24 protein-coding genes and 1 tRNA gene are annotated in these 25,686 nt (G+C 36.4%); 4 read left to right on the top strand and 21 right to left on the bottom strand.

What is annotated here, in order from left to right:
• The 21 genes from ACFSQJ_RS12010 to ACFSQJ_RS12110 all read right to left on the bottom strand — a co-directional run bounded on the left by ACFSQJ_RS12010 (position 1) and on the right by ACFSQJ_RS12110 (position 22,341).
• Positions 1 to 327, bottom strand: a complete 327-nt coding sequence (locus tag ACFSQJ_RS12010; RefSeq protein WP_377767210.1) for an Hpt domain-containing protein — start codon at positions 325 to 327, stop codon at positions 1 to 3.
• Positions 324 to 1,331 (bottom strand): sensor histidine kinase, encoded by a 1,008-nt coding sequence (locus ACFSQJ_RS12015; RefSeq protein WP_377767211.1) that lies wholly within the window; start codon positions 1,329 to 1,331, stop codon positions 324 to 326. Before ACFSQJ_RS12015 ends, ACFSQJ_RS12010 begins: the two co-directional genes overlap by 4 nt.
• 50 nt (positions 1,332 to 1,381) lie before the next feature.
• Complete coding sequence (locus tag ACFSQJ_RS12020) at positions 1,382 to 2,515, bottom strand: FIST signal transduction protein (protein WP_377767213.1); 1,134 nt, start codon at positions 2,513 to 2,515, stop codon at positions 1,382 to 1,384.
• A 4-nt stretch (positions 2,516 to 2,519) separates the two neighbouring features.
• Positions 2,520 to 4,517 carry a PAS domain-containing sensor histidine kinase gene (locus ACFSQJ_RS12025; protein WP_377767214.1) on the bottom strand — a complete coding sequence of 666 codons (1,998 nt, stop codon included), beginning with the start codon at positions 4,515 to 4,517 and terminating at the stop codon, positions 2,520 to 2,522.
• Positions 4,510 to 5,052 (bottom strand): heme NO-binding domain-containing protein, encoded by a 543-nt coding sequence (locus tag ACFSQJ_RS12030; protein ID WP_377767215.1) that lies wholly within the window; start codon positions 5,050 to 5,052, stop codon positions 4,510 to 4,512. The genes ACFSQJ_RS12025 and ACFSQJ_RS12030 overlap by 8 nt, the downstream gene beginning before the upstream one ends.
• A 75-nt stretch (positions 5,053 to 5,127) precedes the next feature.
• Complete coding sequence (locus tag ACFSQJ_RS12035) at positions 5,128 to 5,529, bottom strand: response regulator (RefSeq protein WP_377767216.1); 402 nt, start codon at positions 5,527 to 5,529, stop codon at positions 5,128 to 5,130.
• Positions 5,530 to 6,202: 673 nt separating this feature from the next.
• Positions 6,203 to 6,276, bottom strand: a tRNA-Arg gene (locus ACFSQJ_RS12040).
• A gap of 10 nt (positions 6,277 to 6,286) precedes the next feature.
• On the bottom strand, positions 6,287 to 6,739 hold the full coding sequence (locus ACFSQJ_RS12045) for a GatB/YqeY domain-containing protein (protein ID WP_377767218.1): 453 nt from the start codon (positions 6,737 to 6,739) through the stop codon (positions 6,287 to 6,289).
• Between the two features lie 102 nt (positions 6,740 to 6,841).
• The gene (gene ftsZ / locus ACFSQJ_RS12050) at positions 6,842 to 8,797 is read right to left on the bottom strand and encodes a cell division protein FtsZ (protein ID WP_377767220.1); all 1,956 of its coding nucleotides are present in this window, start codon (positions 8,795 to 8,797) and stop codon (positions 6,842 to 6,844) included.
• 25 nt (positions 8,798 to 8,822) lie between these two features.
• Positions 8,823 to 10,160, bottom strand: a complete 1,338-nt coding sequence (gene ftsA, locus ACFSQJ_RS12055) for a cell division protein FtsA (RefSeq protein ID WP_377767221.1) — start codon at positions 10,158 to 10,160, stop codon at positions 8,823 to 8,825.
• 3 nt (positions 10,161 to 10,163) lie between these two features.
• Positions 10,164 to 10,883, bottom strand: a complete 720-nt coding sequence (locus ACFSQJ_RS12060; protein ID WP_377767222.1) for a cell division protein FtsQ/DivIB — start codon at positions 10,881 to 10,883, stop codon at positions 10,164 to 10,166.
• Complete coding sequence (gene murC, locus ACFSQJ_RS12065; protein WP_377767223.1) at positions 10,873 to 12,225, bottom strand: UDP-N-acetylmuramate--L-alanine ligase; 1,353 nt, start codon at positions 12,223 to 12,225, stop codon at positions 10,873 to 10,875. The genes ACFSQJ_RS12060 and murC overlap by 11 nt, the downstream gene beginning before the upstream one ends.
• A 42-nt stretch (positions 12,226 to 12,267) precedes the next feature.
• On the bottom strand, positions 12,268 to 13,425 hold the full coding sequence (murG, locus tag ACFSQJ_RS12070) for an undecaprenyldiphospho-muramoylpentapeptide beta-N-acetylglucosaminyltransferase (protein WP_377767224.1): 1,158 nt from the start codon (positions 13,423 to 13,425) through the stop codon (positions 12,268 to 12,270).
• Complete coding sequence (locus tag ACFSQJ_RS12075; protein WP_377767225.1) at positions 13,412 to 14,614, bottom strand: FtsW/RodA/SpoVE family cell cycle protein; 1,203 nt, start codon at positions 14,612 to 14,614, stop codon at positions 13,412 to 13,414. The genes murG and ACFSQJ_RS12075 overlap by 14 nt, the downstream gene beginning before the upstream one ends.
• A 6-nt stretch (positions 14,615 to 14,620) precedes the next feature.
• Positions 14,621 to 15,955 carry a UDP-N-acetylmuramoyl-L-alanine--D-glutamate ligase gene (gene murD / locus ACFSQJ_RS12080; protein ID WP_377767226.1) on the bottom strand — a complete coding sequence of 445 codons (1,335 nt, stop codon included), beginning with the start codon at positions 15,953 to 15,955 and terminating at the stop codon, positions 14,621 to 14,623.
• A gap of 1 nt (position 15,956) precedes the next feature.
• Positions 15,957 to 17,177 carry a phospho-N-acetylmuramoyl-pentapeptide-transferase gene (gene mraY / locus ACFSQJ_RS12085; RefSeq protein WP_377767227.1) on the bottom strand — a complete coding sequence of 407 codons (1,221 nt, stop codon included), beginning with the start codon at positions 17,175 to 17,177 and terminating at the stop codon, positions 15,957 to 15,959.
• Between the two features lie 7 nt (positions 17,178 to 17,184).
• Positions 17,185 to 18,648: a UDP-N-acetylmuramoyl-L-alanyl-D-glutamate--2,6-diaminopimelate ligase gene (locus ACFSQJ_RS12090; RefSeq protein WP_377767228.1), complete on the bottom strand. Its 1,464-nt coding sequence runs from the start codon at positions 18,646 to 18,648 to the stop codon at positions 17,185 to 17,187.
• Positions 18,645 to 20,654, bottom strand: coding sequence for a penicillin-binding protein (locus ACFSQJ_RS12095; RefSeq protein WP_377767229.1), 2,010 nt, complete (start codon positions 20,652 to 20,654; stop codon positions 18,645 to 18,647). The genes ACFSQJ_RS12090 and ACFSQJ_RS12095 overlap by 4 nt, the downstream gene beginning before the upstream one ends.
• On the bottom strand, positions 20,655 to 20,975 hold the full coding sequence (locus ACFSQJ_RS12100) for an FtsL-like putative cell division protein (protein ID WP_377767230.1): 321 nt from the start codon (positions 20,973 to 20,975) through the stop codon (positions 20,655 to 20,657).
• Between the two features lie 12 nt (positions 20,976 to 20,987).
• A complete protein-coding gene (gene rsmH, locus ACFSQJ_RS12105) occupies positions 20,988 to 21,896 on the bottom strand; it encodes a 16S rRNA (cytosine(1402)-N(4))-methyltransferase RsmH (RefSeq protein ID WP_377767231.1) in 909 nt (302 codons plus the stop codon).
• Positions 21,883 to 22,341: a division/cell wall cluster transcriptional repressor MraZ gene (locus ACFSQJ_RS12110; RefSeq protein ID WP_377767232.1), complete on the bottom strand. Its 459-nt coding sequence runs from the start codon at positions 22,339 to 22,341 to the stop codon at positions 21,883 to 21,885. The genes rsmH and ACFSQJ_RS12110 overlap by 14 nt, the downstream gene beginning before the upstream one ends.
• A gap of 234 nt (positions 22,342 to 22,575) precedes the next feature.
• Here ACFSQJ_RS12110 and ACFSQJ_RS12115 point away from each other — a divergent pair, with 234 nt between their 5' ends.
• The 4 genes from ACFSQJ_RS12115 to ACFSQJ_RS12130 all read left to right on the top strand — a co-directional run bounded on the left by ACFSQJ_RS12115 (position 22,576) and on the right by ACFSQJ_RS12130 (position 25,685).
• The gene (locus ACFSQJ_RS12115; protein WP_377767233.1) at positions 22,576 to 23,340 is read left to right on the top strand and encodes an alpha/beta fold hydrolase; all 765 of its coding nucleotides are present in this window, start codon (positions 22,576 to 22,578) and stop codon (positions 23,338 to 23,340) included.
• A 5-nt stretch (positions 23,341 to 23,345) separates the two neighbouring features.
• Positions 23,346 to 23,963, top strand: coding sequence for a ribosome biogenesis GTP-binding protein YihA/YsxC (yihA, locus tag ACFSQJ_RS12120; protein ID WP_377767234.1), 618 nt, complete (start codon positions 23,346 to 23,348; stop codon positions 23,961 to 23,963).
• 90 nt (positions 23,964 to 24,053) lie between these two features.
• The gene (locus ACFSQJ_RS12125) at positions 24,054 to 25,181 is read left to right on the top strand and encodes a helix-turn-helix transcriptional regulator (RefSeq protein ID WP_377767236.1); all 1,128 of its coding nucleotides are present in this window, start codon (positions 24,054 to 24,056) and stop codon (positions 25,179 to 25,181) included.
• A gap of 114 nt (positions 25,182 to 25,295) precedes the next feature.
• The gene (locus tag ACFSQJ_RS12130) at positions 25,296 to 25,685 is read left to right on the top strand and encodes a hypothetical protein (protein ID WP_377767237.1); all 390 of its coding nucleotides are present in this window, start codon (positions 25,296 to 25,298) and stop codon (positions 25,683 to 25,685) included.
• Position 25,686: the final 1 nt, after the last annotated feature.

Raw genomic sequence — 25,686 nt, forward strand, 5'->3', positions numbered from 1 at the left:
CTAGATTGTTTTTAAATAGTCTTCTATGGTATTCAAAATTTCCCTAAAACGCTTATCCTTTTGTGGTCTACTTTTTTTCAGCTCCTCTTCATAAGCCACAGCAAAGGTATAAGACTCTGTCATACTAAGTATATTAAATTTATGCTTTAGTTTATGAACTATTTGAGCAGCATCTATCAGCTGACTTTTCTCTATACAATTTACATATTCTTGTTGTTCCAATGGAAATTCATCCTTTAAAATTCCAATAAATTTATTTTCAAAAGCAAGGTCATCGCCTGCAAGTTCTTGCACGTAAAATAAATTAGGCTTTTCTAGCATACTCATTTTTTTATGGTGAAATAAAATGTTGTACCCCTATCTAACTCGCTTTCTAACCATATCTTCCCCTTGTATAGCTCAACTATTTTTTTAACAATTGCCAAACCAATTCCGGTTGTTTTCGAGTCATTTTCAAGTTTTTTAAACATTTTAAAAATAGCCGATTGGTATTTAGAATCAATTCCTTTTCCGTTATCGGTAATCTTAAATTTCCAATATTCTTTTTCTTCTTCCGCACTAATACAAATTCTACCATGTTCACGGTGTTCAGTAGCAGTTATAGCATTTGTCATTAAATTCATGAAGAGTTGTTGTAGAACTTCCTTTTCTAAATGCAAAATAGGTAAGTTTTCTTCTAAAATTATCTCAACATTTTCTGGCACATAAACTATCTGCGATATTTCTTCTAGTAAATCTTTTAAATTAAATGTAGTGCGTTTTTCTGATGTTTGACCTAAACTAGCATGACTTAAAATCCCGTCAATGAGTTTATCCATTTTTTCTAAATTCTCGGATACCAATGCAAAGTTTTCTTTGCTAGAATCAGAAAAATTTTGCTCTTCCGATTCTAAAATCCAACTCATTAAGGTGTTAATATTTCTAATTGGTGACTTCAAATCATGCGAAACTGCATGGGCATAGTTATTCAAAGATTGATTTTGATCTTCTAAATCTTTCAACAATTTATCCTTTTCTAAAGAAATTTCTGATACTTTCTTCGCCAGACTACTTATGTATTTTGCGCTGTTCTCGGCGTCAAAATCGGTTTTATCTATTTTTCCAAAAATTTCATCTTTCTTAAAATTTTCGGTCAAACTACTAATTGCTTTCTCTAAGGAAACTAATATATTTTGTTGTCGCACTCCTTCTTCCCTCAACTTCACATTAGCCTCATATAATTCTTCCGAACTAATAGCTGTTGCTCGTTGCATCATTGTAAGTTTCTCATCATAATTTTCATAAGACATAGCAATAGCCTCTAAAAAATTTGAAAATGTAGAATCTTTCAAGAGCTCAGTTGAGCTATATTTCCTAATTTGTCGTAGCAACAATCGATGCATTATTCACTAAATAAGGTTAATGTCATTGTCTGATTATGTAATCTACATGTTTTATTTTCACTAAATGGGGCCATTTCACCATAAGAATAGAATCCACATATAAAAGAATCCTTACCCACAACAGATTTTACTTCTTCAATCTCTTCCTCGGTACGTTGATCCATTACCAATTTTCTACCAATACAACTTACCAAAAGTGACAATTCTGGTTTTGTTTTTCGGTTTTCCATGGCTAGTTTTGCTGCCTTATTCGCTCCATTTGCAATATCATCTACCGAAGACATCATCAATTGTACTTTTGATCCTTCAGGGACATCACCAGCCAAAACCATCGAATTATCATGATGATTTATATTTAGAATGGTACGTACTATAGGTTCCTCATCTACTTTTGTTTTAACACTTAGAGGATATAATAAAGCAGACTCTGGCAAGTCTTTTGCTTTCTCCCCTAGATAATTTTTATACAGGTCCAATGCTGGTTTTCCATCCAACTCATATAAGACGTTATTGTTACTCTTGGTAATAATACGCTCAGGGCCAAACGGTGTCCATCCGCCATAATTAGCACTTGTGATTTCTAAGGCCTCACCATAAAAACCGATGGCTATAATTTCACCTTCTTTAGGATTTTCATTATAAGATGCAAGGGTACGTTCAAAACGAGCATCGTCTCCACAAAGTCCTCCAGATAATCCTGCACTTGCTCCCTTTTTCCTCTCAAAACCATTAATTAAGGCACTACCGTTTACTATACTTCCTTCAGAAACTACAAATACATGTTTTAAGTCTTTAGTTGGAAACTCTTCCATAAGTTTTTCTCCTAAAAGAGCATCATTATTATTATAATCATAAACGTTACTACATTTGATTATGAAAGAACTCCTTTCAAACTCTATGGCAGTAACTACCACAGAATCATTGTAAACAGCATCTTCTAATATTTCTCCAGAGGTACTACCAAATACGATATGGCCCGAGGGTACTATTTTCTTTATTTCTTTATATATATCATCTTCTTCCAACATATACCTGTTACCAAAAACAAGTAGTAGCGGATTCTTTAATTTTTTAAAAGGCTCCACATTCAAAAACTGTTCCCCTTTAATTTTAATGTCCTGTACTATTCTCATACCTTTATTTTATTGGATTCTGACACAATTCTTTTTTTAAAGTAAAATAAAACTGCGTCCCTTCACCCAACTCACTCTCAACCCATACTTCACCTTGGTAACGATCAACAATCTTTTTGACAATAGATAATCCGATACCAGTGGACCTTTCATTGTCTCCGATAGATTGAAAAATATCAAATATTTTTTTATGATATTTTTTTGGGATACCTACTCCGTTATCTTTTACTAAGAATTGATAGAAGGCCTTTTTTTCTTGGCATAAAACTTCTACAAGGCCATTTTCTTTTTCTATATGTACTACAGCATTACTAATTATATTTTGAAAAAGTTGATGCAATTTTGTTCTATCAGCATCTATAATTGGTAAAGGCGTAGGAATGCTTAAATCGACATGTTCTGGAATATAAATACTATCTTTTATTTCTGAAATCACCTCGTTTAGATTGACCGAAGTTGATATCAGTGCTGAATTATCTGCTGTCGAGTATTCTAAAATTCCATGAATAAGACGATCCATGGAAGCCACTTTTTCTTGCATTAAACCAAGATTCTCTTTTCCAGAATCATCCAATACATCATTGTAATCATCATATAACCAAGTTGCCAATGCACTAATACTTCGTAGGGGTGATTTTAAATCATGTGACACAATATGAGCATATTCTTGCAAGTTCTCATTGCTCTTTTCTAACTCGGTTAGGAGCTTTTCTTTTTGAAGTTCTAATTGTTTTTGGTTGGTAATATCTAGATGTATTCCTATAGAGCCAATAATACGTTTATTTTCATCATATCTGGGTGCACCACTAATTAACCAATGTCTTAACACTCCATTTTTATCTAAAACTTCAACCTCATAAGAATCTGAGACTCCAGAAATTCTTTCTGCATGTTTGTTTGCAATAATAGCTTTGTTCTGAACATTAAATACCTCAGCCGCCTTTTTACCTAATAGTTCTGATTCTTCAAAACCACTCATAGTGCATAAACTTTGATTTACTAGTTGTATGAAGTCATTATTATCTACCTCAACCAAACCTAAATTCATATTTGCTATGATACTTCTGTATTTATGCCTCTCTGCATTAATACGCTCTTCTGCCTCTAGTTCTTTAGTAATATCTTCTATAATGGCAACTTGGTAATCTTTATTGTCACTACCGCTTTTTAAGGTGTTTATTGTGATTTTGGCTGATACTATTTCACCATTTTTCTTAATATATTTTTTGATCATAGTAAATTGGTCCAATTCACCACTATCCATTTGTTCCATTAAATCATTTTGAGCCTTATCGAAATCATTACCAGAGTAAGTGTAATCTTTTATTAGCATCTCTTTTAGTTCGCTCTCAGAGTACCCCAGCATCTTAATAAAAGTTTTGTTTGCTTTAATAATTTTACCTTCGGAAGACAGTACAATGCCTAAAGGAGAATTCTCAACTATAATGTCTAGTTGTTTTTTTTGGTCTGCCAAAATCTGTTTGACTTCCATCTCATTTGTAATATCTCTTATAATGCCCTGGGCCGCAATTGGTTTTCGTTTTGAATCATAGACCAAACTTGCATTAATCTGAACCCATTTTTCTACTTTGTCAAGTAAAACAATTTTGGCTCTATAATTTTTTAATGTACCAACCTCAACCAGAGACGACAAAGATTCCGCAGTATATTGAATAAACTCTGGGTGAACCAATTCTCTTAGGTTTACTGATTTTTCAGTATAATCAAAACCAAGAAAATCTTTCGCAGAAGAGTTCATGTTCACAACATTAAATTCAAGGTCCATTATTACATAAGGGTCGATAATGTTTAGAAAAACACCATCCATCTCCGAAGTTTTCTCTGTCAACAGACTTTCTAACCTACTGTTAGACTCTCTCAAATGTTGTGTAACATCATAAAGCTGCTTAGACTTTTCTTCTAAAATTTTTTCAGCCTGCTGTCGTGCTCTTTTCTGGCGCTCTAATGCTTTTTTGAGTAAAATGACTTCTTTACTATCCATTTTGAATGACATCAAATTTAACCTCAGTACCATCTGCCTTTAGAAGTTCATAACTGACAGATGCAGAACCATTAAAATGTTCAAAGGCTTTCTCGATAAGTCCATGAGCTAAACGATATAATCCTCTCGAAGAATTATAAATCATTGAAATTGAAGTGTCCGTTTTCTCTAAAATTTTAAATGTTGGCAATTCTGCATCTGGATAGAGCTTTTTCACATGTACATGAATATGGTCTTCAATGGAGTATAAAAGACCTATAGGTGAATTATAGCTTTGAATTACTTCAGGATGCGCTTTACCTAAACTAGTAAATAAGTATAATCCGAAAGTATAGATTAAATCTCCTATTGGAATACCTACTTCACCGCTAAGACTGGTAATTAAAGAAACCATCTCATTAAAGTCATAAGTTCCCACAGAGGTATATATTCCGTCAGAAGATAAATCTGAGTTTTCTATGATAACATCAAGAGTCTCTAATCCGAACTCGGATTCAACCATTTCTAAAAATTCTGTAAAAACAATTCCTTTCATAAGATTAAATAACATATTAAAAGTAGGAAAAGTAATACGTATTCTATAAAAAATGTTGTGAAACGTTATTTTTTTCTAGCCTTTAACCAATTGGTTGATGTCCCAATATTCTAGAACCTTCTGTAGTTTAAGTTGGTAATCCTCGTATTTTAAGGGTTTAATAATATAACCTGCTACGCCAATTTGGTAGCATTTTAATAAATCTGCCCTATTCTCTGAAGTGGTAAGGATTATGGTTGGCAGGTATTGTAAGAACTCATCTTCTTTTAGAATTTGAAGAAATTCTGTACCACTCATGCGTGGCATATTTAAGTCTAAAAGAATGATATCAGGTAGTTTGGAGGAAGCACGTAAGATTTCTAATGCTTGCTCGCCATTTTTAGCTTTTGATAAATTATGCTTTAACTGAAGTTTTGTTAGTGTACGTTCTAACTTCATTACCTCAATTTCATCATCTTCTATTAATAAAATATTCATAATATATTTTCTTATTAAAAAATAAAATTCGTAAATAATTCTTTTTTTGAAGTATTTCTGTAGATGGTTGGTGCTTTAGTTTCGGTGAATAGCGATTAACTAAAGACGAAAGAATTTGAGTATATTAAACTAGTTTAGCACTAAAAGATTTCTATCTCAACTAAATCAAGAACAATGATAGTTTAAGTTTTCTTTCTTTGTTCCCTAAGAAATTGACAAGCACCACTTACAAATTCAAGCTAATCAATAAATTAATAGTGTAAATTCCAAAGGATTGACTCCGTATTTCCCTCAAAGCTCCGCTTTGAAAATAGAAAAGCCCCAATTACAAATTCAAGCTAATCAATAAATTAATAGTGTAAATTCCAAAGGATTGACTCCGTCTATCCCTACAAAGCTCCGCTTTGAAAATAGAAGAGCCCCAATTACAAATTCAAGCTAATCAATAAATTAATAGTGTAAATTCCAAAGGATTGACTCCGTCTTTCCCTCAAAGCTCCGCTTTGAAAATAGAAAAGCCCCACTAACAAATTCAAGCTAATCAATAAATTAATAGTGTAAATTCCAAAGGATTGACTCCGTCTTTCCCTCAAAGCTCCGCTTTGAAAATAGAAAAGCCCCACTAACAAATTCAAGCAAGCTTGATTTGTCGTGAAGCTTTTCTATTTATTCGTGACCACGGAGGGATTCAAACCCCCGACCGCTGGAGCCGAAATCCAGTGCTCTATTCAGCTGAGCTACGTGGCCTTTTTACCTATTAAGAACTTAGTTTATTTTTTACTATCGTAGAAATGGTTTTGCCATCAGCCTGACCAGCCAATTCTTTAGAAACAATGCCCATTACCTTACCCATATCTTGCATACCGGACGCACCGATACTATCAATTGTTTGCACCACAACTTTTTCAATTTCTTCTTCTGTAAGTTGCTCAGGTAAAAACTTTTCGATTACGGCAACTTGGGCTAATTCAGGCTCCGCTAAATCGCTGCGCCCTTGCTCGGTAAAAATAGCGGCACTATCCTTACGTTGTTTTACCAATTTTTGCACCAATTTCACTTCATCTTCCTCAGAAAGTTCTGCTCCTGCGCCTTTATCTGTCTGAGCCAATAAAATTGCGGATTTAATGGCACGTAACGATTCTAAAGCCACTGTATCTTTAGCTTTCATAGCGGCTTTCATCTCAGTCATTACCTTTTCTTGCAAACTCATCTTAAACTTATTTAGGGCAGCGAAGATAAAAAATAAACCCGAAAGTATGTTTCATCTTTCGGGTTTAAACGTTCCATTAAAATGGAAGCAAACTAAACACTACTAATCAACATTGTCATGTAAAAATGAGTTATTCGAACGTAATTGAATTTCATCATTACTATCTTCTCCTAAACTCATTCTAGACACTTTTTGTTCTTTTGGTGCGTCATCTAAATCAACACCTTGTCTCTTGTAAGCTGGCTGCTTTTCAATTTCATCGATACTGTTTCGATTGTTTTGAAACTTATAATTGAAATTCTTCAGCTTCTTTCTACGCTCGTCTGCCCTGTCTTTTAATAAATCGTTTATTGAACTATTAAAAGGATCTACTTGTTTTGAACTATCTCCTTCTGCGGAAGCTTCCGCCTTAATGGTCTTTTTTTCAAAAACCAATTCGTCTTCAACTAACTTAGGCTCATGAGTTTCAGCTACTGACCTAGCTCCTGTTAGCTTCGTCTCTAGCTCCATATATTCCTCAAGATTATAGCGTGTCTCTCCTTCCGTATTATAGTCTATCACCGGACTAACCTCTACATATTCATTGACATCGATATCTTTTACTTCTTCGCCTAAATCAAAGGTAATTGTGTTTTCTTTCTCGTCATCTTCGCCACTGTTGATAGGCATGTCGAAAGTTAAGGCGAATTGGTCTTCCTCCTCCTTGGCAGAAACTACCTCAGGGTCTACGACGTCAATATCGTTTAAAATATTTTTGGCTTCAATTATGATAAAATCGTCATCATGATTTTCAGCAATAGTCTCTTTAACTGGTTGTGCCACAACTTCCTCATAAAAGACATTAAAATTTCTGATGTAATTCGTAGTTTCAATTAGATCAGATTCGGGCATTTTAATTTCCGATTCTTCAACTTCTTCTACAAGTTGATGTTTGATAACCGGCTCTTCAAGAGAAACATTAATATCGAAATTTGGTTTTGTCTTTTCCGCAGTTAAATCGTGAACCGCCTTTTGTTCGTCTTCCAGTGTGTGAATAATACGTTTAGACTCCGTATTTACAATATCATCTTGTTGATCGCTTGCAAAACCTGTTGCAATAATAGTTACCGCTATTGCGTCTCCTAAGGCTTCATCTTCACCGATACCCATAATAATATTTGCACCATGACCCGCCTCTAACTGAATAAAATCATTGATTTCACCAATTTCGTCAATTGTAATTTCTTGACTACCAGAAACAATAAGCAACAATACGTTTTTGGCACCCGTAATCTTATTATCATTAAGCAATGGTGAATCTAAGGCCTTTGAAATAGCTTCATTCGCCCGGGCTGACCCAGAAGCGTTCGCAGAACCCATAATGGCCGTACCACTATCGGACAATACGGTTTTAGCATCTCTGAGGTCAATGTTTTGTGTGTAGTGATGTGTAATTACCTCGGCAATACCTTTCGCAGCTGTAGAAAGTACTTCATCAGCTTTTGAGAAACCAGCTTTATACCCTAAGTTTCCATAAATATCACGTAGCTTATTGTTATTAATAACAATTAAAGAATCAACATTATCACGCAACTTTTCAATACCCATTTGGGCTTGCTTACAACGAGGCATTCCTTCGAACTGAAAAGGAGTTGTTACAATACCTACAGTAAGCACACCCATTTCTTTTGCTGCTTTGGCAATAATCGGAGCGGCACCCGTACCAGTTCCTCCGCCCATACCTGCAGTAATAAATACCATTTTAGTCGTATGTTCTAGCATGCTTTTAATATCTTCCATGCTTTCCATTGCTGCCTGCTCGCCAACTTCTGGGTTTGCCCCTGCTCCTAAACCTTCGGTCAAGGACACCCCTAATTGAATCTTATTAGGTACAGGGCTGTTCTCTAAAGCCTGTGCATCTGTATTACAGATGATAAAATCGACTCCGTTGATACCGGCTTGAAACATATGGTTGATAGCATTGCTACCACCCCCGCCTACACCGATTACCTTTATCACATTGCTCTTGTTCTTGGGTAAATCAAAAGCGATATTGTCAAATTCGTTGCTTTTACTCATGGGTGCTCTATTTATTGATGATATTTTATTCTGCGTTATCTAAAAAGTCTTTCAGTTTTTCTGACCACTTGTCAAAAATCGACTTTCGTTCTTTCTGTAATGCATTCGTACTTCCTGAAACTGTTGTTTGTGCATTCTCTTCTACCAAAACACCTTCAAACTCTTGCTCTTGAGGCCCTAATTTTGGTGCAGTATTCTTTGAGCTGGTTTCCAATGCATTCATTAACAAACCAACAGCTGTAGCATATAATGGACTGGCAATTTCTTCATCGGAATCTCCAGCTAAATGTTCATTTGGATAGCCAATTCTAGTATCCATACCTGTAATGTACTCCACCAGCTGCTTTAAGTGTTTCAACTGACTTCCGCCTCCGGTAAGAACGATACCAGCTATTAATTTTTTCTTTTGTTCTTCGTGGCCGTAATTTTTGATTTCCACATAAACCTGCTCTACAATCTCAACAACCCTCGCGTGAATAATCTTCGAAAGGTTTTTTAATGTAATTTCTTTTGGCTCTCGACCTCTTAAACCTGGTATTGAAACAATCTCATTATCCTTATTCTCCCCTGGCCACGCAGACCCGAATTTCATCTTTAAAAGTTCGGCCTGTTTTTCTATTATTGAACAACCTTCTTTGATATCCTCTGTAATCACATTACCACCAAAAGGAATAACCGAGGTATGACGAATGATACCATCTTTGAAAATGGCCAAATCAGTTGTTCCGCCACCTATATCTATCAAGGCTACGCCTGCTTCTTTCTCCTCTTGGCTTAAAACAGCTTCTGCAGATGCTAGGGGTTCAAGGGTTATATTTGCTAAATCCAACCCAGCACTTTTGATACAACGACCAATATTTTTTATGGATGATACTTGACCAACTACTACGTGAAAGTTAGCTTCTAAACGGCCTCCATACATACCTATGGGCTGCTTAATCTCACTTTGGCCATCTACCTTATACTCTTGCGGCAGTACATGGATAATTTCTTCCCCTGGAAGCATTACCAACTTATAAACCTGATTACAGAGTTTATCCAAGTCTTCATCATTAATCACTTCTTCTGCGTTGGGTCGCGTGATGTAATCACTATGTTGTAAACTTCTAATGTGCTGACCTGCAATACCAACAACTACAGAACCTATTTTTAACCCCGCATTTACCTCGGCCTGTTCAACGGCTTGTTGAATTGAAGAAATGGTTTGTGTAATGTTATTTACTACCCCACGGTGAACACCTAAGCTTTTAGACCTACCAGTACCCAAAATCTCGATTTTACCGTACTCGTTTTCTCTTCCTATAATGGCTACAATTTTAGTTGTACCAATATCTAATCCAACTGAATAATTACCTTGTTCCATAATTTATATTTTGGTGCAAACCACTTGATTATCAAATTCTAAACTAACTACTGCGTACTTTGTCAATGTTTTATCCTTTGCTGCTTTTACATAAAAAGCCATAAAGTTTTTGAACTTTTCATCAAGATTCTCCACACCGCCCAAATTCACTACAAAATTTTCGACTCTTAGCTTTAACTGGTACTTATTTTCATCTTCTATATGAATACCAATTACATTTTTTCTAAGAAAATCATCCTCATTTACAAATTCTAAAATGACATAAGCGTCCTCAAGGGTTTTACCCGTAATTTTACCTGTGATGATAGGCACTCTTGCCGAATGATGCCTTGATAGCGGCATGCGATTTCCCGTATCATCTAAATAGAATTTAGAGATTCCCTCAACCCTTCCAATAGGTTTACGCTGAACAATTTTAGAAATAAGCTCCCCCTCAATTGAGAGATAGACTTGGGCACTTTTCACCATAGGATTAGACTTAATCACCGTCTCTATGGAGTTCAAAACTACTTGTTCTTTTGCCCTATTTTTTAAGCTTCCATAATTTTGTATTAACAATTTATTAACCGAATCTTCGGTCAGGTATAAATTGTTGTCTCCCAAAAACTTAATGTTGATATCATCTACTTTTTTCTGCTTACTTCTATGATCGGCAAAACCATAAAGGCCTCCAATTGCCAAAAGCAGACTTACAATTTTTATATAATTCCAATTAACTCGCATAAGTCAATTCTTTTTTTAATCTAGAAACCTCAAGACCAATATCACCCGCACCCATTGTCACCAAAACCTCGGGCTCGGTATTTGCAATGGCGGATACCAATTCTGACTTTTCTACTAATTTTTTATTTTGATTCTCTATTTTATCCAATAACCAAGAAGATGTTACCCCTTCTATAGGTTCTTCTCTTGCCGGATAGATATCCAACAACAAAATCGCATCAAACCTTGCCAAGCTTGAAGCAAAACCATCTACAAAATCTTGAGTTCTAGAATACAAATGTGGTTGAAAGACTACCGTTACTTTTTTATTAGGATGCATCTCTGAAACAGCCTGATGCACCGCTTCTATTTCAGTAGGATGATGAGCATAATCATCGATGAAAACAAAGTTATTTTCTTTGATTTGATACGAAAACCTTCGTTGCACACCCTTAAAAGATGCTAATGCCTCAGCTAGGCGGCGTGGCTGGGAAATGGCCTGCGCCGCCATTGCAAAAGCTGCTAATCCATTAAGCAAATTGTGCTTACCCGGTTTATTAAAACGAACATTCTTCAATATTTCTTCCGGGGTTTTCAAATCAAATATGTAGGTGCCATGTTCAATTACAATGTTTGTGATGCAATAATCAGATTCATCATCCAATCCGTATGTGATACCTTTTAGCGGTAATCCATTTCGGACCAATAACTTTCCATTAGGATTTAGCTTTTTAGCAAAATCATTGAAAGACTTTTTTATTTCCTCGTCAGAACCATAAATATCAAGATGGTCTGCATCCATTGAGGTAATGCAAGCGACATCTGGCGAAAGTTGCAGAAAAGAGCGATCATACTCATCGGCCTCAACCACGGAATACTCTGTTCCTTCTAAAACAAAATTGCTGTTGAAGTCTTCAGAAATACCTCCTAAAAATGCGACTAAAGGTGTTTGCGTTTCCTTAAGAAGATGTGCAAGGATACTAGATGTTGTTGTTTTACCATGTGTTCCGGCTACCGCAAAACAAAATGTATCCTTAGTTATAATTCCCAAAACTTCTGAACGCTTTTTTACCTGAAACCCATTTTCCATAAAAAAACATAGTTCTTTATGGCTATTTGGAACAGCAGGAGTGTAAATAACTAGAGTGTTTTCGATAGACTTAAAATCTTGCAAAATCAAATCAACACTGTCCTCAAGATGTATATCAATGCCTAATTCAATTAAATCATCAACCAGTGGCGTTTTGGTTTTATCATAACCGGCTACATTCTTATCAATAAACTTGAAATAACGTGCTAAAGCAGACATACCGATGCCTCCAATACCTATAAAATATACGTTATGTATGTCTTTCAAATTCATTTTTAATCTCTTATCCTATTTCAAAAAGCTCAAAAGTTAAAATCAAAACTTCCATTTAGATCTTGGCAAATGACTTACTTCTTCTCTTTTTTTATTAATCCTGTCACACATTTTCATGATGCCTTCAATTAAATCTGCAATATCACTGGTAGCGCTTGGCAAGGCCAGTTTGCTAATATTAACTGCTAAGTTTTTTTGCTCTTCTTTTGATGTAACTAGCCTTTTAAAAACCATTTCAAAATCAGCATCTAAATCTTTCTCCTCTATTAATAATGCGGCATCATCTTTTACTAGCGCTTCTGCATTTTTTGTTTGATGGTCTTCCGCCACATTAGGCGATGGTATAAAAACAGTTGGTTTGCCTACCAAACATAATTCCGATACAGAACCTGCACCTGCCCTAGAAATGATGATATCAGCTGCGGCATAGGCAAAATCCATTTTATTTAAAAAGGCTTTTACTTTTACATTTTCAGAATCATATTTTTTATATTCCTCGTAATAGAGTTTACCACATTGCCACAATACTTGAATACCCAATTCTTTGAAAAAATCGAGCTCTTTTTCTATTAATTGGTTGATACGCCTTGCACCCAAACTGCCCCCTAAAACCAATAGGATTGGTTGACTAGCTTGGAGTCCAAAAAAGGCAGATGCTTCATCCTTACCAACTTTAATGTCTATCAAATCAGAACGTACTGGGTTTCCTGTTTTTGCAACTACGGTTCCTTTCGGGAAAAAGCGTTCCATGTTATCATAAGCGACGCAAATAACTTTGGCGTTTTTGGCCAAAACTTTATTGGTTATACCCGCAAATGAGTTTTGTTCCTGTAAAACACATGGTACATTGGCACTTGCGGCCATTTTTAATAATGCGCCACTTGCAAACCCCCCAGTACCTATAGCAACATGAGGTTGAAACTGTTTTACTATTTTACGTGCTCTCAACAAACTACTTATCAATTTTAAAGGAAACAGTACGTTTTTTACTGTCAGCCTTCTTTGTATTCCGCTTATCCAAAGTCCTTCAATCTTATACCCAGCTTGAGGTACTTTTTCCATCTCCATTTTATCTTTTGCCCCAACAAACAAAAACTCAGCATCAGGATATCTTTGCTTTAATTCATTTGCTATCGCAATGGCAGGATAAATATGTCCGCCTGTTCCACCTCCAGAAAGTATGAACCTATAATTGCCCACTTAGAACTTCTAAAGGATTTGTATCATCAATTTCAGAGGACATAATTTCCTCTTGTTTTTTATCGCTTGCACTTAATACAATACCTATTGCCAAACAGGTCATCCAAATTGATGTGCCTCCCATACTAATTAATGGCAAGGGTTGGCCCGTAGTAGGAAATAATTGTACTACTACCGCCATATTTATAAAGGCCTGAAATACAATAGGCAAACCAACACCTATGACCAATAGTTTTGCAAAAACCGTTTTTGCAGAATTCGCGACCACCACAATTCTAAATAGCAAGAGCAAATAGAAAAACAACAATCCCAATCCTCCAATCAATCCATATTCTTCTATAATTATGGCAAATATGAAATCTGACTCGCTTTGGGATAGACTATTCTTCATCACACTTTTACCCGCACCCTTTCCGAAGAGTCCGCCTTGAGCCACGGCCATTTTTGCATCATTAGCTTGTCGGGTTGCATCGGCACTCGCATCTTCTGGATGCATAAACGTCTCTATTCTTGTTTTCCAAGTACCGGCCCTATCAGGCAAAGCTTCTGTAGCATTGAACAATACGAATAGAAACATACTGGCCATTACGATACCCGTACCTGTAATTACAAAAAGATATTTTAGAGGATACCCGCCTAAAAAGCACATCAACAGCGCCAAAAAACCAACAATAGCCGCGGTAGAAAAATTGGCAGGAAGTATTAAGCCTACTACTAAACAAACGGGCAACCATAAGGGTAGGATGCTTTCTGTAAATGTGATTTCAGTTTCACGTATTTTACTAAGGTATCTGGCAATCCAAATCATTAATACTACCGTAGCCAAAGTCGAAGTTTGAAATTTGACCCCCACAAAAGGTATAGGTATCCATCGATTGGCACTAACCCCACCAATATTGGTCTCTACGGTTAAAGTATAGCCTAAAAGCACCAAGATTATTGGCATTGCAATCAATACCAACCCCTTGAAATAATGCGTAGGTATACGATGTACCGCATATACGATCATGAAACCTAAGAAAAGTAATACACCATGTTTTATTAAATGGCTTATAGTAGTCCCACTGTCTTTTACATAGACCAAATTGGTACTGGCACTGTAAACCGGCAAGAATGAAAACAAAGCCAAAAGAGCAACAATTGCCCAAATCGCTTTATCTCCCCTTAAGTTTTTCAAAAGTGCCAACATTACTCCTTATAATTTTTTAATTGCTGCTTTAAACTGATTGCCTCTATCCTCATAATTTTCGAAAAGGTCAAAACTTGCGCAAGCAGGTGATAACAGCACAGTATCTCCGCGCTCCGAGATTTTATATGCTACTTTAATAGCCTCTTCCATTGAAAAAGTTTCTACCAATGGCTCAACGACATTACCAAAGGCCTCAATCAATTTTGAATTATCTACCCCCAGACAAATAATTGCCTTAACCTTTTCACGGACCATGGGCATTAACTCGCTATAATCGTTTCCTTTATCCACACCACCAACAATCCAAACAATAGGTTTTTTAATGCCCTCTAGTGCGTAATATGTTGCGTTAATATTGGTTGCCTTTGAATCGTTTATGTATTCAACGTGGTTGATTTTCAATACCTTTTCCAAACGGTGTGGCGCTCCCTGAAAATTTTGTATGCTTTGTAGAATAGTCTCTTTACGAACATTCACCAAAAGTGAAGCAAGACCTGCAGCCATAGCGTTTTTTACATTGTGTTGCCCTTCTAAGGCTAAAAAATCTGTGCTCATTTTCAAAGTATTATGTTCTATGTTTATTCTAATTATATTTTTATCTAACCAAGCCCCATACGCTTGTTCTATTTTGAGCGAAAAAGGGACTAATTTGGATTTAACAGGATGTTCTTTTAACCAATCAACTATAACTTCATCATCAGCATCATAAATCAGATAATCTGTTTCATCTTGATTCATTGCAATACGAAATTTAGAGGCGATATAGTTTTCAAATTGATATTCATATCGATCTAAATGATCTGGTGTAATGTTGGTTATAATGGCGACTTTAGGTTTAAATCCCAGAACCCCATCTAATTGAAAGCTGCTTATTTCCAACACGTAGTGGCTAAAATCATTTTCGGCAACCATTTTAGCATAACTATCACCAATATTACCGGCCATTCCAACATGTAAACCACCTTCTTTCAAAAGGTGATTAGCCAGCATTGTCGTAGTGGTCTTGCCATTACTCCCAGTAATTCCGATGATTATTGCATCGGTGTATTTTGATGCAAACTCGATTTCAGAAATAACGGGGATACCATTATTTACCAATTGTTTCACTAAAGCAACCTTATCGGGTATACCAGGGCTTTTCATTACCACATCGGCCTTTAAAACTTCAGCTTCCGTATGCTGATTTTCTTCCCATTCAATCTCAAAATGTTCAAGAACTTTTTTGTATTCTTCTTTTATCTCTCCTTTATCGGAAACAAAAACCTCAAAGCCTTTTTGTTTCCCCAAGATGGCCGTACCTACTCCACTTTCTCCTCCACCAAGAACCACCAATCGTTGCATCTTATCGTATTTTTAATGTGACAATACTCACAATTGCGAGCATAATCCCAATAATCCAAAAGCGGGTTACTATTTTGCTTTCGTGATAAGATTTCTTTTGATAATGATGGTGTAAGGGTGCCATTAAGAATATCCTTTTACCCTCGCCATGTTTTTTCTTTGTATGCTTAAAGTATCCTACTTGTAACATCACTGAAAGTGATTCTGCAAAGAAGATTCCGCATAATATTGGAATAAGCAATTCTTTTCTTACGATTATGGCAATCACTGCGATTACCCCACCAATGGTCAAACTACCCGTATCTCCCATAAAAACCTGCGCAGGAAAGGTATTATACCATAAAAAACCAACTAAGGCTCCCACAAAAGCCGCAATAAAAACTAGTAACTCGCCAACCTTTGGGATATAAAAAATATCGAGATAAGAGGAGAATTCTATATTACCGGATACCAATGTAAAAATGCCAAGTGTAAGCACTATTATCGCCGAAGAACCCGCTGCAAGTCCATCAATACCATCTGTAAGGTTTGCGCCATTAGAAACCGCCGTCACTATTAAAATCACTACAGGAATAAATATTAACCAAGCATAATCTTTCATTCCTTCACCGGCCCACGAGATAAAGTCTGCATAATCCAATTCGTTATTCTTAAAAAAGGGAACATTGGTTTTTGTTGATTTTTTCTCTTTGCCAATTACCTTTTCTACTTTAAAGTCTTTAGTAATCATGGTACCATCTTTCTCTTTCATGGTGACCCCTGGGTGAAAATAAAGTGTGGCTCCTACTATCAATCCTAGAACTACTTGGCCTAAAACTTTAAACCTACCTTTTAAACCTTTTTTATTTTTCTTGAAGATTTTAATATAATCATCGATAAACCCAATGATTCCCATCCATACGGTAGTAACAATCAACAAAATGATATAGATGTTCTTTATATCAGCAAATAGAATAACTGGAATCAATGTAGACATAATGATAATCAAACCACCCATGGTAGGTGTACCCGCTTTTTCTTTTTGACCTTCTAAACCTAAATCACGAACACTTTCACCTATTTGTTTTGCCTGTAGAAAAACAATAATGCGCTTACCATAAATCATAGCAATAAGCAATGACAACAGCACAGCCATACCTGCCCTAAAAGTCTGAAACTGAAATAAGGAAGCCCCAGGCAATTGATATTGTTGTTCTAAAAATTCAAAAAGGTAGTATAGCATTACTACATTATTTATTTAAACTGTTGAGCGCAGCCTTAACTTCTTTAAAGTCGTCAAAGTCAATGCGCTTTCCATTGGTTTCTTGATAATTCTCATGACCCTTGCCAGCCACAAGTATGATATCGTTGGCCGAAGCCAATTTACAAGCCGTTTTTATAGCCTGTTTTCTATTCTCAATTGCTAAAATCTTTTTTATATTCTGAGGTTCTACCCCAGCTTCCATCTCTTCAATGATTACTTCTGGTGATTCAGTTCTTGGGTTGTCTGAAGTAAAGATGGCTTGATTGCTCATTTCTGAAGCGATATGACCCATAACCGGACGCTTAGACTTATCACGGTCACCACCACACCCCACTACGGTGATAACGTTTTCATTTCCAGTCCTCAATGCATTGATAGTAATCAACACATTTTTTAGTGCATCCGGCGTATGGGCATAATCAACTATAGCCGTAATTTTCTCTTTCGATATAAAATATTGAAACCTTCCATCTACGTTTTCCAACTCACTGATAAGTCTTAGAATCTCAAGCTTTTCCAATCCTAGAATATCAGCGGTGGCGTAGATCGCCAAGAGGTTATATGCGTTAAAATCACCTATTAATTTTGACCAAAGTTCGTTGTCGTCAATCTTTAATAATTGGCCGTTTATTTGGTTTTCTAAAATTTGTGCCCTGTAATCAGCAAATGATTTTAATGCATAGGTATATTTTCTGGCTTTGGTATTTTGAAGCATTACCATGCCATTTTTATCATCAAAATTAGTAAGTGCAAATGCCGTTCTTGAAAGGCCGTCGAACAACTCCTTTTTAGTGTCTCTATACTCGGCAAAAGTTTTATGATAGTCTAAATGGTCATGCGACAAATTGGTAAATATTGCTCCTTCAAAATGCAAGCCCTCCGCTCTTTTTTGATGAATACCATGTGAACTTACCTCCATAAAGCAGAACTCCACACCCTCTTGATTCATTAAATGCAAATGCCAATTTATGGTCATCACATCTGGGGTGGTATGGGTAGTCGGGTATTCTTTTTCGTCTACCATAATCTTGATGGTAGATATCAAGCCTACTTTATAACCAGCCTTTTTAAATAGACTGTACAATAATGAACTTACAGTAGTCTTTCCATTAGTGCCGGTAACGCCGACTAATTTTAAGTTTTTAGAAGGATTCTCATAAAAATTGGACGCCATTATAGCCAAGGCCTTGTTGCCATTATCCACTTCTAGATAGGTCACCCCGTTCACAAGTATTTCAGGGAGCTTCTCACAAACAATTGCCTTTGCACCTTGATTGATAGCGGTTTGTATGTATTTATGGCCATCGGTAATCAAACCTTTTATAGCAACGAATACATCATCCATCTCGACTTTTCTAGAATCGAAATGTAAATGATTTACCATAACATTGGTATCACCACTTACTGCAGCAAGACTAACACCGTACAATATGTCTTTTAGTAACTTCATGACAATTGCAAGACTATTTTAGTGACATCGTTAATATTTGTTCCTTCCGCTACGGATTGTGTTTTTACTTTTCCATTACCACTTACTTCAACTTGTAACCCTAAATTTTCTAGAATCGCAACAGCATCCATTCCGCTCATTCCCTTTAAATTGGGAACTTTATGGTATTCTTTTTGAGCATGGGCATAAAACTTTCCATAAGCCTTTTCTAATGGTCCGTATTCTACTTTTACAGGTAAAACTTCATCTACAACCGGCGAAATTGTATGTATTTTTTGGGCCATATCTTTAAATACAGGCCCGGCCACATCAGCGCCATAAATACCCACTTCCCTATCAGGTTCATGAATAATTACAATACAAGAATATTTTGGGTTATCAGCAGGAAAGTAGCCTACAAAAGATGAGATGTACTGAAGTTTATCCGGGTCTTTTGCAACATAATTTTTCTGCGCAGTACCAGTTTTACCTGCCATGGAAAAATTCTTTGCGTAAAGTCCATTTCCTGTACCATAATCCTGTTCAACAACATCTTTTAAGAGCTGACGAACTTTTTTTACCGTTTCTTTTGAGCAGATAGAAGGATTTATGACTTCCTTACCGAATTCTTTGAGCACTTTATTCCCGACTCTCGCCTCTTTGATGAATCGAGGTCGAACCAGCTCACCATCATTGGCGATTGCATTGTAAAAAGCTAAGGTTTGCATCGGCGTCATTGCTACTTCATATCCATGGGACATCCATGCCAAAGAAATGCCAGACCATCCTTTATCGCCAGGGTATCGTATTACAGGTTGACCTTCACCAACGATAGGCAAACCTAAATCTTCATGCAAGCCCATATTCATGAGCCTATCTACGTATCTCTTAGGGTTTTCTTTATAATTCTCATGAATCATTTTAGCAAAAGCTGTATTCGATGACAAGGCAAAAGCCTTTGCCATTGAAATTTTACCATAACCTCCCCACTTAGAATCTCTCACCGTTCTATCATAAATTCTCCACCGTCCTTTTTCAGTATCAAAAACGGTACTTGTGTCTACCACTTTGTCTTCTAAAGCGGCGACCATAGACATTAATTTAAAAGTAGACCCTGGTTCATGAGATTCCCCAACGGCATAGTTCAACCTTTCATAGTACTTACCCTCTTTAGTCCTTCCTAAATTTGAAATGGCTTTTACCTCTCCTGTTTTCGTCTCCATTACTACTACACATCCATGGTCTGCTTTGTAATGTTCCAATTGCTTAAGCAAAGCATGATGGGCGATGTCCTGAATGTTCGTATTAATGGTTGTTACAATATCTCGACCATCTTGTGGTTCAACGATATTATCGAACCCAACTGGTTTCCATTGACTTCCTGCACTTTTTTGTTTTAGACGTTTTCCCTCATTACCTCTTAAGAAATCCTTTCCAAAAGCGCCATCTAGGCCAACTCTGGTAAAGTGCCCTTCATTATCAATTTTTTCATAGCCAATACTACGTGCCGCCATTCCGCCAAGCGGATATTCACGTACTACGCGATGCGACTCCATAAAACCTCCACGATTAGGGCCATATCGAAACAAAGGAAATTTGCGCATGCGTGCATAATCTAAATACTCTACATTTCTTGCAATTAACTTATAGCCGTTTCTATTGGCTCTCGCTTTGCGAAGCAATTGTTTATAATATGAAGAAGGTCTATTGAACAATACGCCCAAAGAATCACATAAAGGACCTATGTTGGCTTTCCAATCTTTTTCGGTGACCGTATTGGCATCAAAACGTATCTCGTACTTGGCAACCGATGCAGCAAGAAGGCTACCATCATCAGCATAGATATTACCACGATTTGGTTGAATGGTAAACATTTTCTCGGTCTTGGCCATTGCCATATCCTTATAGGTCTGACCTTTGACCATTTGTATATCCACCAATTTCACCACTACAGCAACCGCAAAGAGAAGAAGACCCCCTGCGATGAGGTAGAGTCTATTCATTATATTTTTCTCTTTTATTGCCACTTAGTTTTCTGTTTTGACTATTATTTTTTGAGGTGGATTTGTCGATGGCCGCAAACCTTTTGCTACAACTTCATTTTTCAATGAAGATTCTAGTTTTAACTGCTGAAGATCTCTTCGATTTTTAACAAATTCGCTACGAAGCGCCCGCACCTCTTCATTCAATTGCGAAATCTCATGAACTTTTTTGTCGGCCTGATGGCTACTAGAGATCATCATAGCTGCCAAAAAGGAAGCGAAGAGCAGAAAAAGCCAGTTCTTAGGCGCAGCATCCGCTCCGACCAAAAACTTACCTTTAAGTATGTCCAATAATCCTTTTCTCATTTTCAACTATTCTTATCTACGTTCTGCTATACGCAGCTTTGCACTTCTTGCTCTATTATTCTTTGCAATCTCCTTTGCCGATGGAACTATTAATCCACCAACCTTTTTTAAGGGCACATTGGTGTTTCCATAAAAATCCTTTTCCGCTTCACCTTCAAATCGACCATCTCTAATAAATCTTTTTACAAGTCTATCTTCTAATGAGTGGTAACTCATCAAACTCAATCGTCCTCCTTTATCCAACATTTCAGGGGTTTGCAACAAAAACTCCTTTAATATTTCAATTTCTTGGTTAACCTCAATTCGAATAGCTTGATAGATTTGCGCCAAAATTTTGTTCTCTTTCATCTTTGGCAAAAAGGGTTTCAAAACAGTTTTTAATTGATCTGTTGTTTTGATTCGATTTTCGTTTCTTGAATCGACTATCGTTTTAGAAATAGCCCCTGCGTTACGCAGCTCGCCATATTCGAACAGCACTCTTACCAATTCTTCTTGTGGGTAGTTGTTAACCACATCATAAGCTGAACGTCTGTTGTTTTTACTCATCCGCATATCCAAATCAGCATCAAACCGAATTGAAAATCCGCGTTTAGCCTCATCGAATTGATGCGAAGACACCCCAAAATCTGCCAAGATTCCATCAACTTTTAGAATGCCATAGAACTTTAAAAACTGTCGTAGAAACCTAAAATTCTCATTAATCAATACGAATCTGTCATCATCAATCGCATTCTCTAGTGCATCTTCGTCTTGATCAAAAGCATATAGCTTTCCTTTTTCGCCCAGTCTTTTTAATATTTCTTTGGAGTGACCGCCACCCCCGAAGGTGACATCAACATACACTCCATTTTCTTTTATATTCAGCCCATCTACCGACTCTACAAGTAGAACAGGATTATGGTACGATTCACTCGTCGACATCAAAAATGTTTTCGGCCAATGCTTCGTAATCTTCATCTGACATTGACTCTAGCGTTGCCTCATATTGTGCCTTGTCCCAAATCTCAATCTTATCGTGAGAGGCATTTAAAACCACTTCTTTTTTAATACCGGCGTACTCGAAAAGATTTTTCGGAATTTGCAATCGCCCAGTATCTTCATCGACAGGCACTTCTTTTAAACCTGCGGTAAATCGCATTAAGAACAATTCAAATTGCTTGCCTCTACCACCCTTTTTCATCACTTTTTGCATCACCTCGTCAAACTTTACCCTAGGATGTAGTTCTAAGCAGGTTTTGAACACGGCACGCTTGATAACAAACTCATCCTTGATATAAGGGAAGAGCTTATTTTTTAACGAGGTAGGAAGGTTAATTCTCCCTTTCGCATCAGCTTTGCATTCGTATTGTCCGACGATTGAAGTCAACTAAAAGTGTGTTAATTATAATTAATAACTCAAATATATAGATTTTATTTGCAGATATTTCCACAAAAATCCACTTTGTTAATAAATTTTCCACTCTGAAATAAATAAATTCCACCTTTTCAAAATAAAAAATGGTCATCTTAGATAGATTTCACAACTTTTAAGAACTGCGGAACGAAAGATTTTGAATGATATGAAATGCCTATATTTGCCGTTCTTGACCAACTAACTTAGATGGAAGACCAAATTATTTCTGAAGGCAAATACAGATACATAGAAATTGGTGAAGGCACTCCTATAATTATACTTCACGGACTAATGGGTGGGCTCAGTAATTTTCATGGTGTCACCGATTATTTTCCTAAAAAAGGATATAAAGTTTTGGTGCCAGAGCTACCCATCTATGACATGCCAATGTTGAAAACCACAGTCAAGAATTTTGCGAAGTTCTTAGAAGGTTTTATAGAATTCAAGGGCTTAAAAGATGTCATTCTTCTTGGAAACTCTTTGGGGGGCCATATTGGTTTACTTCACACCAAAATGTTTCCTGAAATGGTCAAGGCCTTGGTGATTACAGGAAGTTCTGGACTCTATGAAAGCGCAATGGGCGACGGTTACCCAAAAAGGGGAGATTATGAGTTTATAAAGAAAAAAGCGCAAGATGTTTTTTACGACCCTGAAGTTGCGACAAAAGAAATTGTTGATGAAGTTTTTACAACGGTAAACGACCGTATGAAATTGGTCAAAACCTTGGCGATTGCCAAAAGTGCCATAAGACATAATATGTCTAAAGATTTGCCTAAAATGAAAACCCCCACCTGTATTATTTGGGGAGAAAATGATAGCGTTACGCCACCAAACGTTGCCAAAGAGTTTCATGAGCTTCTACCTGATTCAGATCTTTTTTGGATAGAAAAATGTGGTCATGCGCCAATGATGGAACACCCAAATGAATTCAATACGATTTTAGAATCTTGGTTGACCCAACGTAATTTCTAGCCAAAATGAAAATCACCTCAGCTGAATTTGTAATGAGTAATTCAGATGTGGCCAAATGCCCTAAGGAGCCGCTGCCTGAATATGCTTTTATCGGACGTTCTAACGTAGGTAAATCATCACTTATTAATATGTTGGTTGACCGCAAGAGTCTTGCTAAAACATCGGGCAGACCAGGAAAAACACAATTGATCAATCATTTTAAGATCAACCAAAATTGGTTTTTGGTCGATTTGCCCGGTTATGGTTACGCACGGGTCAGTAAAAAGGATAAAAAAGTATTTCAGAAATATATCACAGCCTATTTTGAAAAGCGAAAACAACTTGTATGCTCTTTTGTACTGGTAGACATTCGCCATGAACCCCAACCCATTGATTTAGAGTTTATGGAATGGTTGGGCGCTAACGGGGTTCCATTTGCCATCATATTTACCAAGGCTGACAAACTAAAACCAGGGGCAATAGAAAGACACGTAAATACCTATCTAAACTTGCTTCTAGAAACCGCATGGGAAGAGGCCCCGCCTCACTTTGTGACCTCATCGTCAAATCGCATGGGAAAAGAAGTTCTATTGTCATATATCAACGATATTAACGAGAGTTTTTTTGGTAAAAAAAATAGCTAAATCTTTTTTATTGCAACAGACATTATCCATTTCTCTGTTTTTAAATTGATTAGTTTTAGATTTATTTTTTGAAATGCTTATTTTCAATTAATGATGGATACTACAACGACCCTAATCATAATTTTACTATCAATCGGTTGTGTACAAGGGGTCATTTATGGAGGCATCTTACTTAAAAGCACCAAAGAGAACGCGCAAGCAAATAGATTGCTTGCGACAATTTTATTTTTTCTCTCTTATCGTCTGTTGGTTCAAATACTGCGATTGTTTGGTTTAGGGCGTTATGATACCTGGTATTATTTCATGCTAGATTTTAGCTGGATACATGGTCCCTTATTATATTTTTATTTAAAATCGCATATTGCCCCGAACTTCAAGTTTCAAAAGAAAGACCTATTACATTTTATTCCTTTCGTAGTTCAAATTGGCTTTAGCATCTTCGTACGTTTACAAAACCTATATTGGGAGGGCTCCAGAGAGAGCCTTTCTTGGCTGGGCTACTGGGGCTATGTAGTTTGGATGAACCTTTCAACTATTTATTTTGTCGCTAGTATTTTAATTATCATTTATACCATCAAAGCGCAAGGACTAATGAAATCAACAGACCTAAAAGCAGCTATATCCAGCGGCAATATGGACTGGCTTAAAAGGGTTTTAATGGCATTCAAAGTTTATTTTTCGCTGGTATTGGGCATTCTTTTGGTAGACTTCATCTTTATAAATAATGCTCGGTTTACTTCATATTTTTATTTTACCCAATTTTATTATTATCCATTTTTCATAGGAATTGCAGGTCTCACCTATTGGTTGGGCCTTGAAGGTTATAAAAGAAAAGACTTTAAAAATTTAAAAGCTAGAATCTCCAACGAAGAACTAGCGCAGTTAACACATATCGAAAAAGAGTTAGAGCTTACCATGAAAAAAAACAAATGGTTCAAAGACCCAGAACTCACTTTAAGTGTTTTGGCGTCAAAAATGAATATTAAACCCTACTTATTAACCAAATGTCTGAACACCGTAAAGCAAAAAAAGTTCGCAGATTATATCAATCAGTTGAGGGTAGAAGAATTACAACTTTTATTGCAACGACCTGAAAATTCCAAATTCACACTTCTAAGCTTGGCCTTTGAAGCTGGCTTCAATTCCAAGTCCTCCTTTAATAGAGCGGTGAAAAAACATTTGGGCATTTCACCTAGTGAATTAAAAACTTCTTTTTAAGGTTCAATTTTTTATTTGACACCCCTACCTGTTTTTAAAATGGTTTCAATTTTAAAATTGGAGCGCTATCTCCTGTACAATAACCTAGGTTTGATCAAACAAAAAATATATATCATGAAAACAACAGTAGTAGCAATCATTTTTTTCTCTTTAATGAATTCAGCTTTTTCGCAAAAAGCCATGGACGTAAACACTAATGTTCTCTTAGGAGAATGGAAATTAGATATGAGTCCGCAAGATAAAAGTGACACTAATTTTGCCATTATGCGTATTACAAGTGTCGACAATAAAGAGATGAAGGGTACTTTTTATCGAAAAGGTGTTGCACTTAAAAATGGCAAAATTAATACGCAACTGGGCATTATCTATGGCGCATTAACCTCTGGTGATAATTCTGGGCAGTACAATACAGCATTCTACTTTGAAAATGGCAAGCTATATGGCACGACTCACGCATTAAACAGGGGGTTTCTATCAGTTTGGGTAGCAGAAAAAGTAGAATAAG

The sequence above is a fragment of the Croceitalea marina genome (assembly GCF_042684265.1).
In the GTDB taxonomy this organism is placed as follows: Bacteria; Bacteroidota; Bacteroidia; order Flavobacteriales; family Flavobacteriaceae; genus Croceitalea; species Croceitalea marina.

Coding starts and splice junctions, on each gene's coding strand:
- ACFSQJ_RS12115 (WP_377767233.1), top strand. CDS start 22,576: ATGGAAGACCAAATTATTTCTGAAGGCAAATACAGATACATAGAAATT.
- ftsZ (WP_377767220.1), bottom strand. CDS start 8,797: ATGAGTAAAAGCAACGAATTTGACAATATCGCTTTTGATTTACCCAAG.
- ACFSQJ_RS12090 (WP_377767228.1), bottom strand. CDS start 18,648: ATGAAGTTACTAAAAGACATATTGTACGGTGTTAGTCTTGCTGCAGTA.
- ACFSQJ_RS12010 (WP_377767210.1), bottom strand. CDS start 327: ATGAGTATGCTAGAAAAGCCTAATTTATTTTACGTGCAAGAACTTGCA.
- ftsA (WP_377767221.1), bottom strand. CDS start 10,160: ATGGAACAAGGTAATTATTCAGTTGGATTAGATATTGGTACAACTAAA.
- ACFSQJ_RS12045 (WP_377767218.1), bottom strand. CDS start 6,739: ATGAGTTTGCAAGAAAAGGTAATGACTGAGATGAAAGCCGCTATGAAA.
- ACFSQJ_RS12025 (WP_377767214.1), bottom strand. CDS start 4,517: ATGGATAGTAAAGAAGTCATTTTACTCAAAAAAGCATTAGAGCGCCAG.
- yihA (WP_377767234.1), top strand. CDS start 23,346: ATGAAAATCACCTCAGCTGAATTTGTAATGAGTAATTCAGATGTGGCC.
- ACFSQJ_RS12130 (WP_377767237.1), top strand. CDS start 25,296: ATGAAAACAACAGTAGTAGCAATCATTTTTTTCTCTTTAATGAATTCA.
- ACFSQJ_RS12075 (WP_377767225.1), bottom strand. CDS start 14,614: ATGTTGGCACTTTTGAAAAACTTAAGGGGAGATAAAGCGATTTGGGCA.
- ACFSQJ_RS12100 (WP_377767230.1), bottom strand. CDS start 20,975: ATGAGAAAAGGATTATTGGACATACTTAAAGGTAAGTTTTTGGTCGGA.
- ACFSQJ_RS12125 (WP_377767236.1), top strand. CDS start 24,054: ATGATGGATACTACAACGACCCTAATCATAATTTTACTATCAATCGGT.
- ACFSQJ_RS12020 (WP_377767213.1), bottom strand. CDS start 2,515: ATGAGAATAGTACAGGACATTAAAATTAAAGGGGAACAGTTTTTGAAT.
- murC (WP_377767223.1), bottom strand. CDS start 12,225: ATGAATTTGAAAGACATACATAACGTATATTTTATAGGTATTGGAGGC.
- murD (WP_377767226.1), bottom strand. CDS start 15,955: ATGCAACGATTGGTGGTTCTTGGTGGAGGAGAAAGTGGAGTAGGTACG.
- mraY (WP_377767227.1), bottom strand. CDS start 17,177: ATGCTATACTACCTTTTTGAATTTTTAGAACAACAATATCAATTGCCT.
- rsmH (WP_377767231.1), bottom strand. CDS start 21,896: ATGTCGACGAGTGAATCGTACCATAATCCTGTTCTACTTGTAGAGTCG.
- ACFSQJ_RS12035 (WP_377767216.1), bottom strand. CDS start 5,529: ATGAATATTTTATTAATAGAAGATGATGAAATTGAGGTAATGAAGTTA.
- ACFSQJ_RS12060 (WP_377767222.1), bottom strand. CDS start 10,883: ATGCGAGTTAATTGGAATTATATAAAAATTGTAAGTCTGCTTTTGGCA.
- ACFSQJ_RS12030 (WP_377767215.1), bottom strand. CDS start 5,052: ATGAAAGGAATTGTTTTTACAGAATTTTTAGAAATGGTTGAATCCGAG.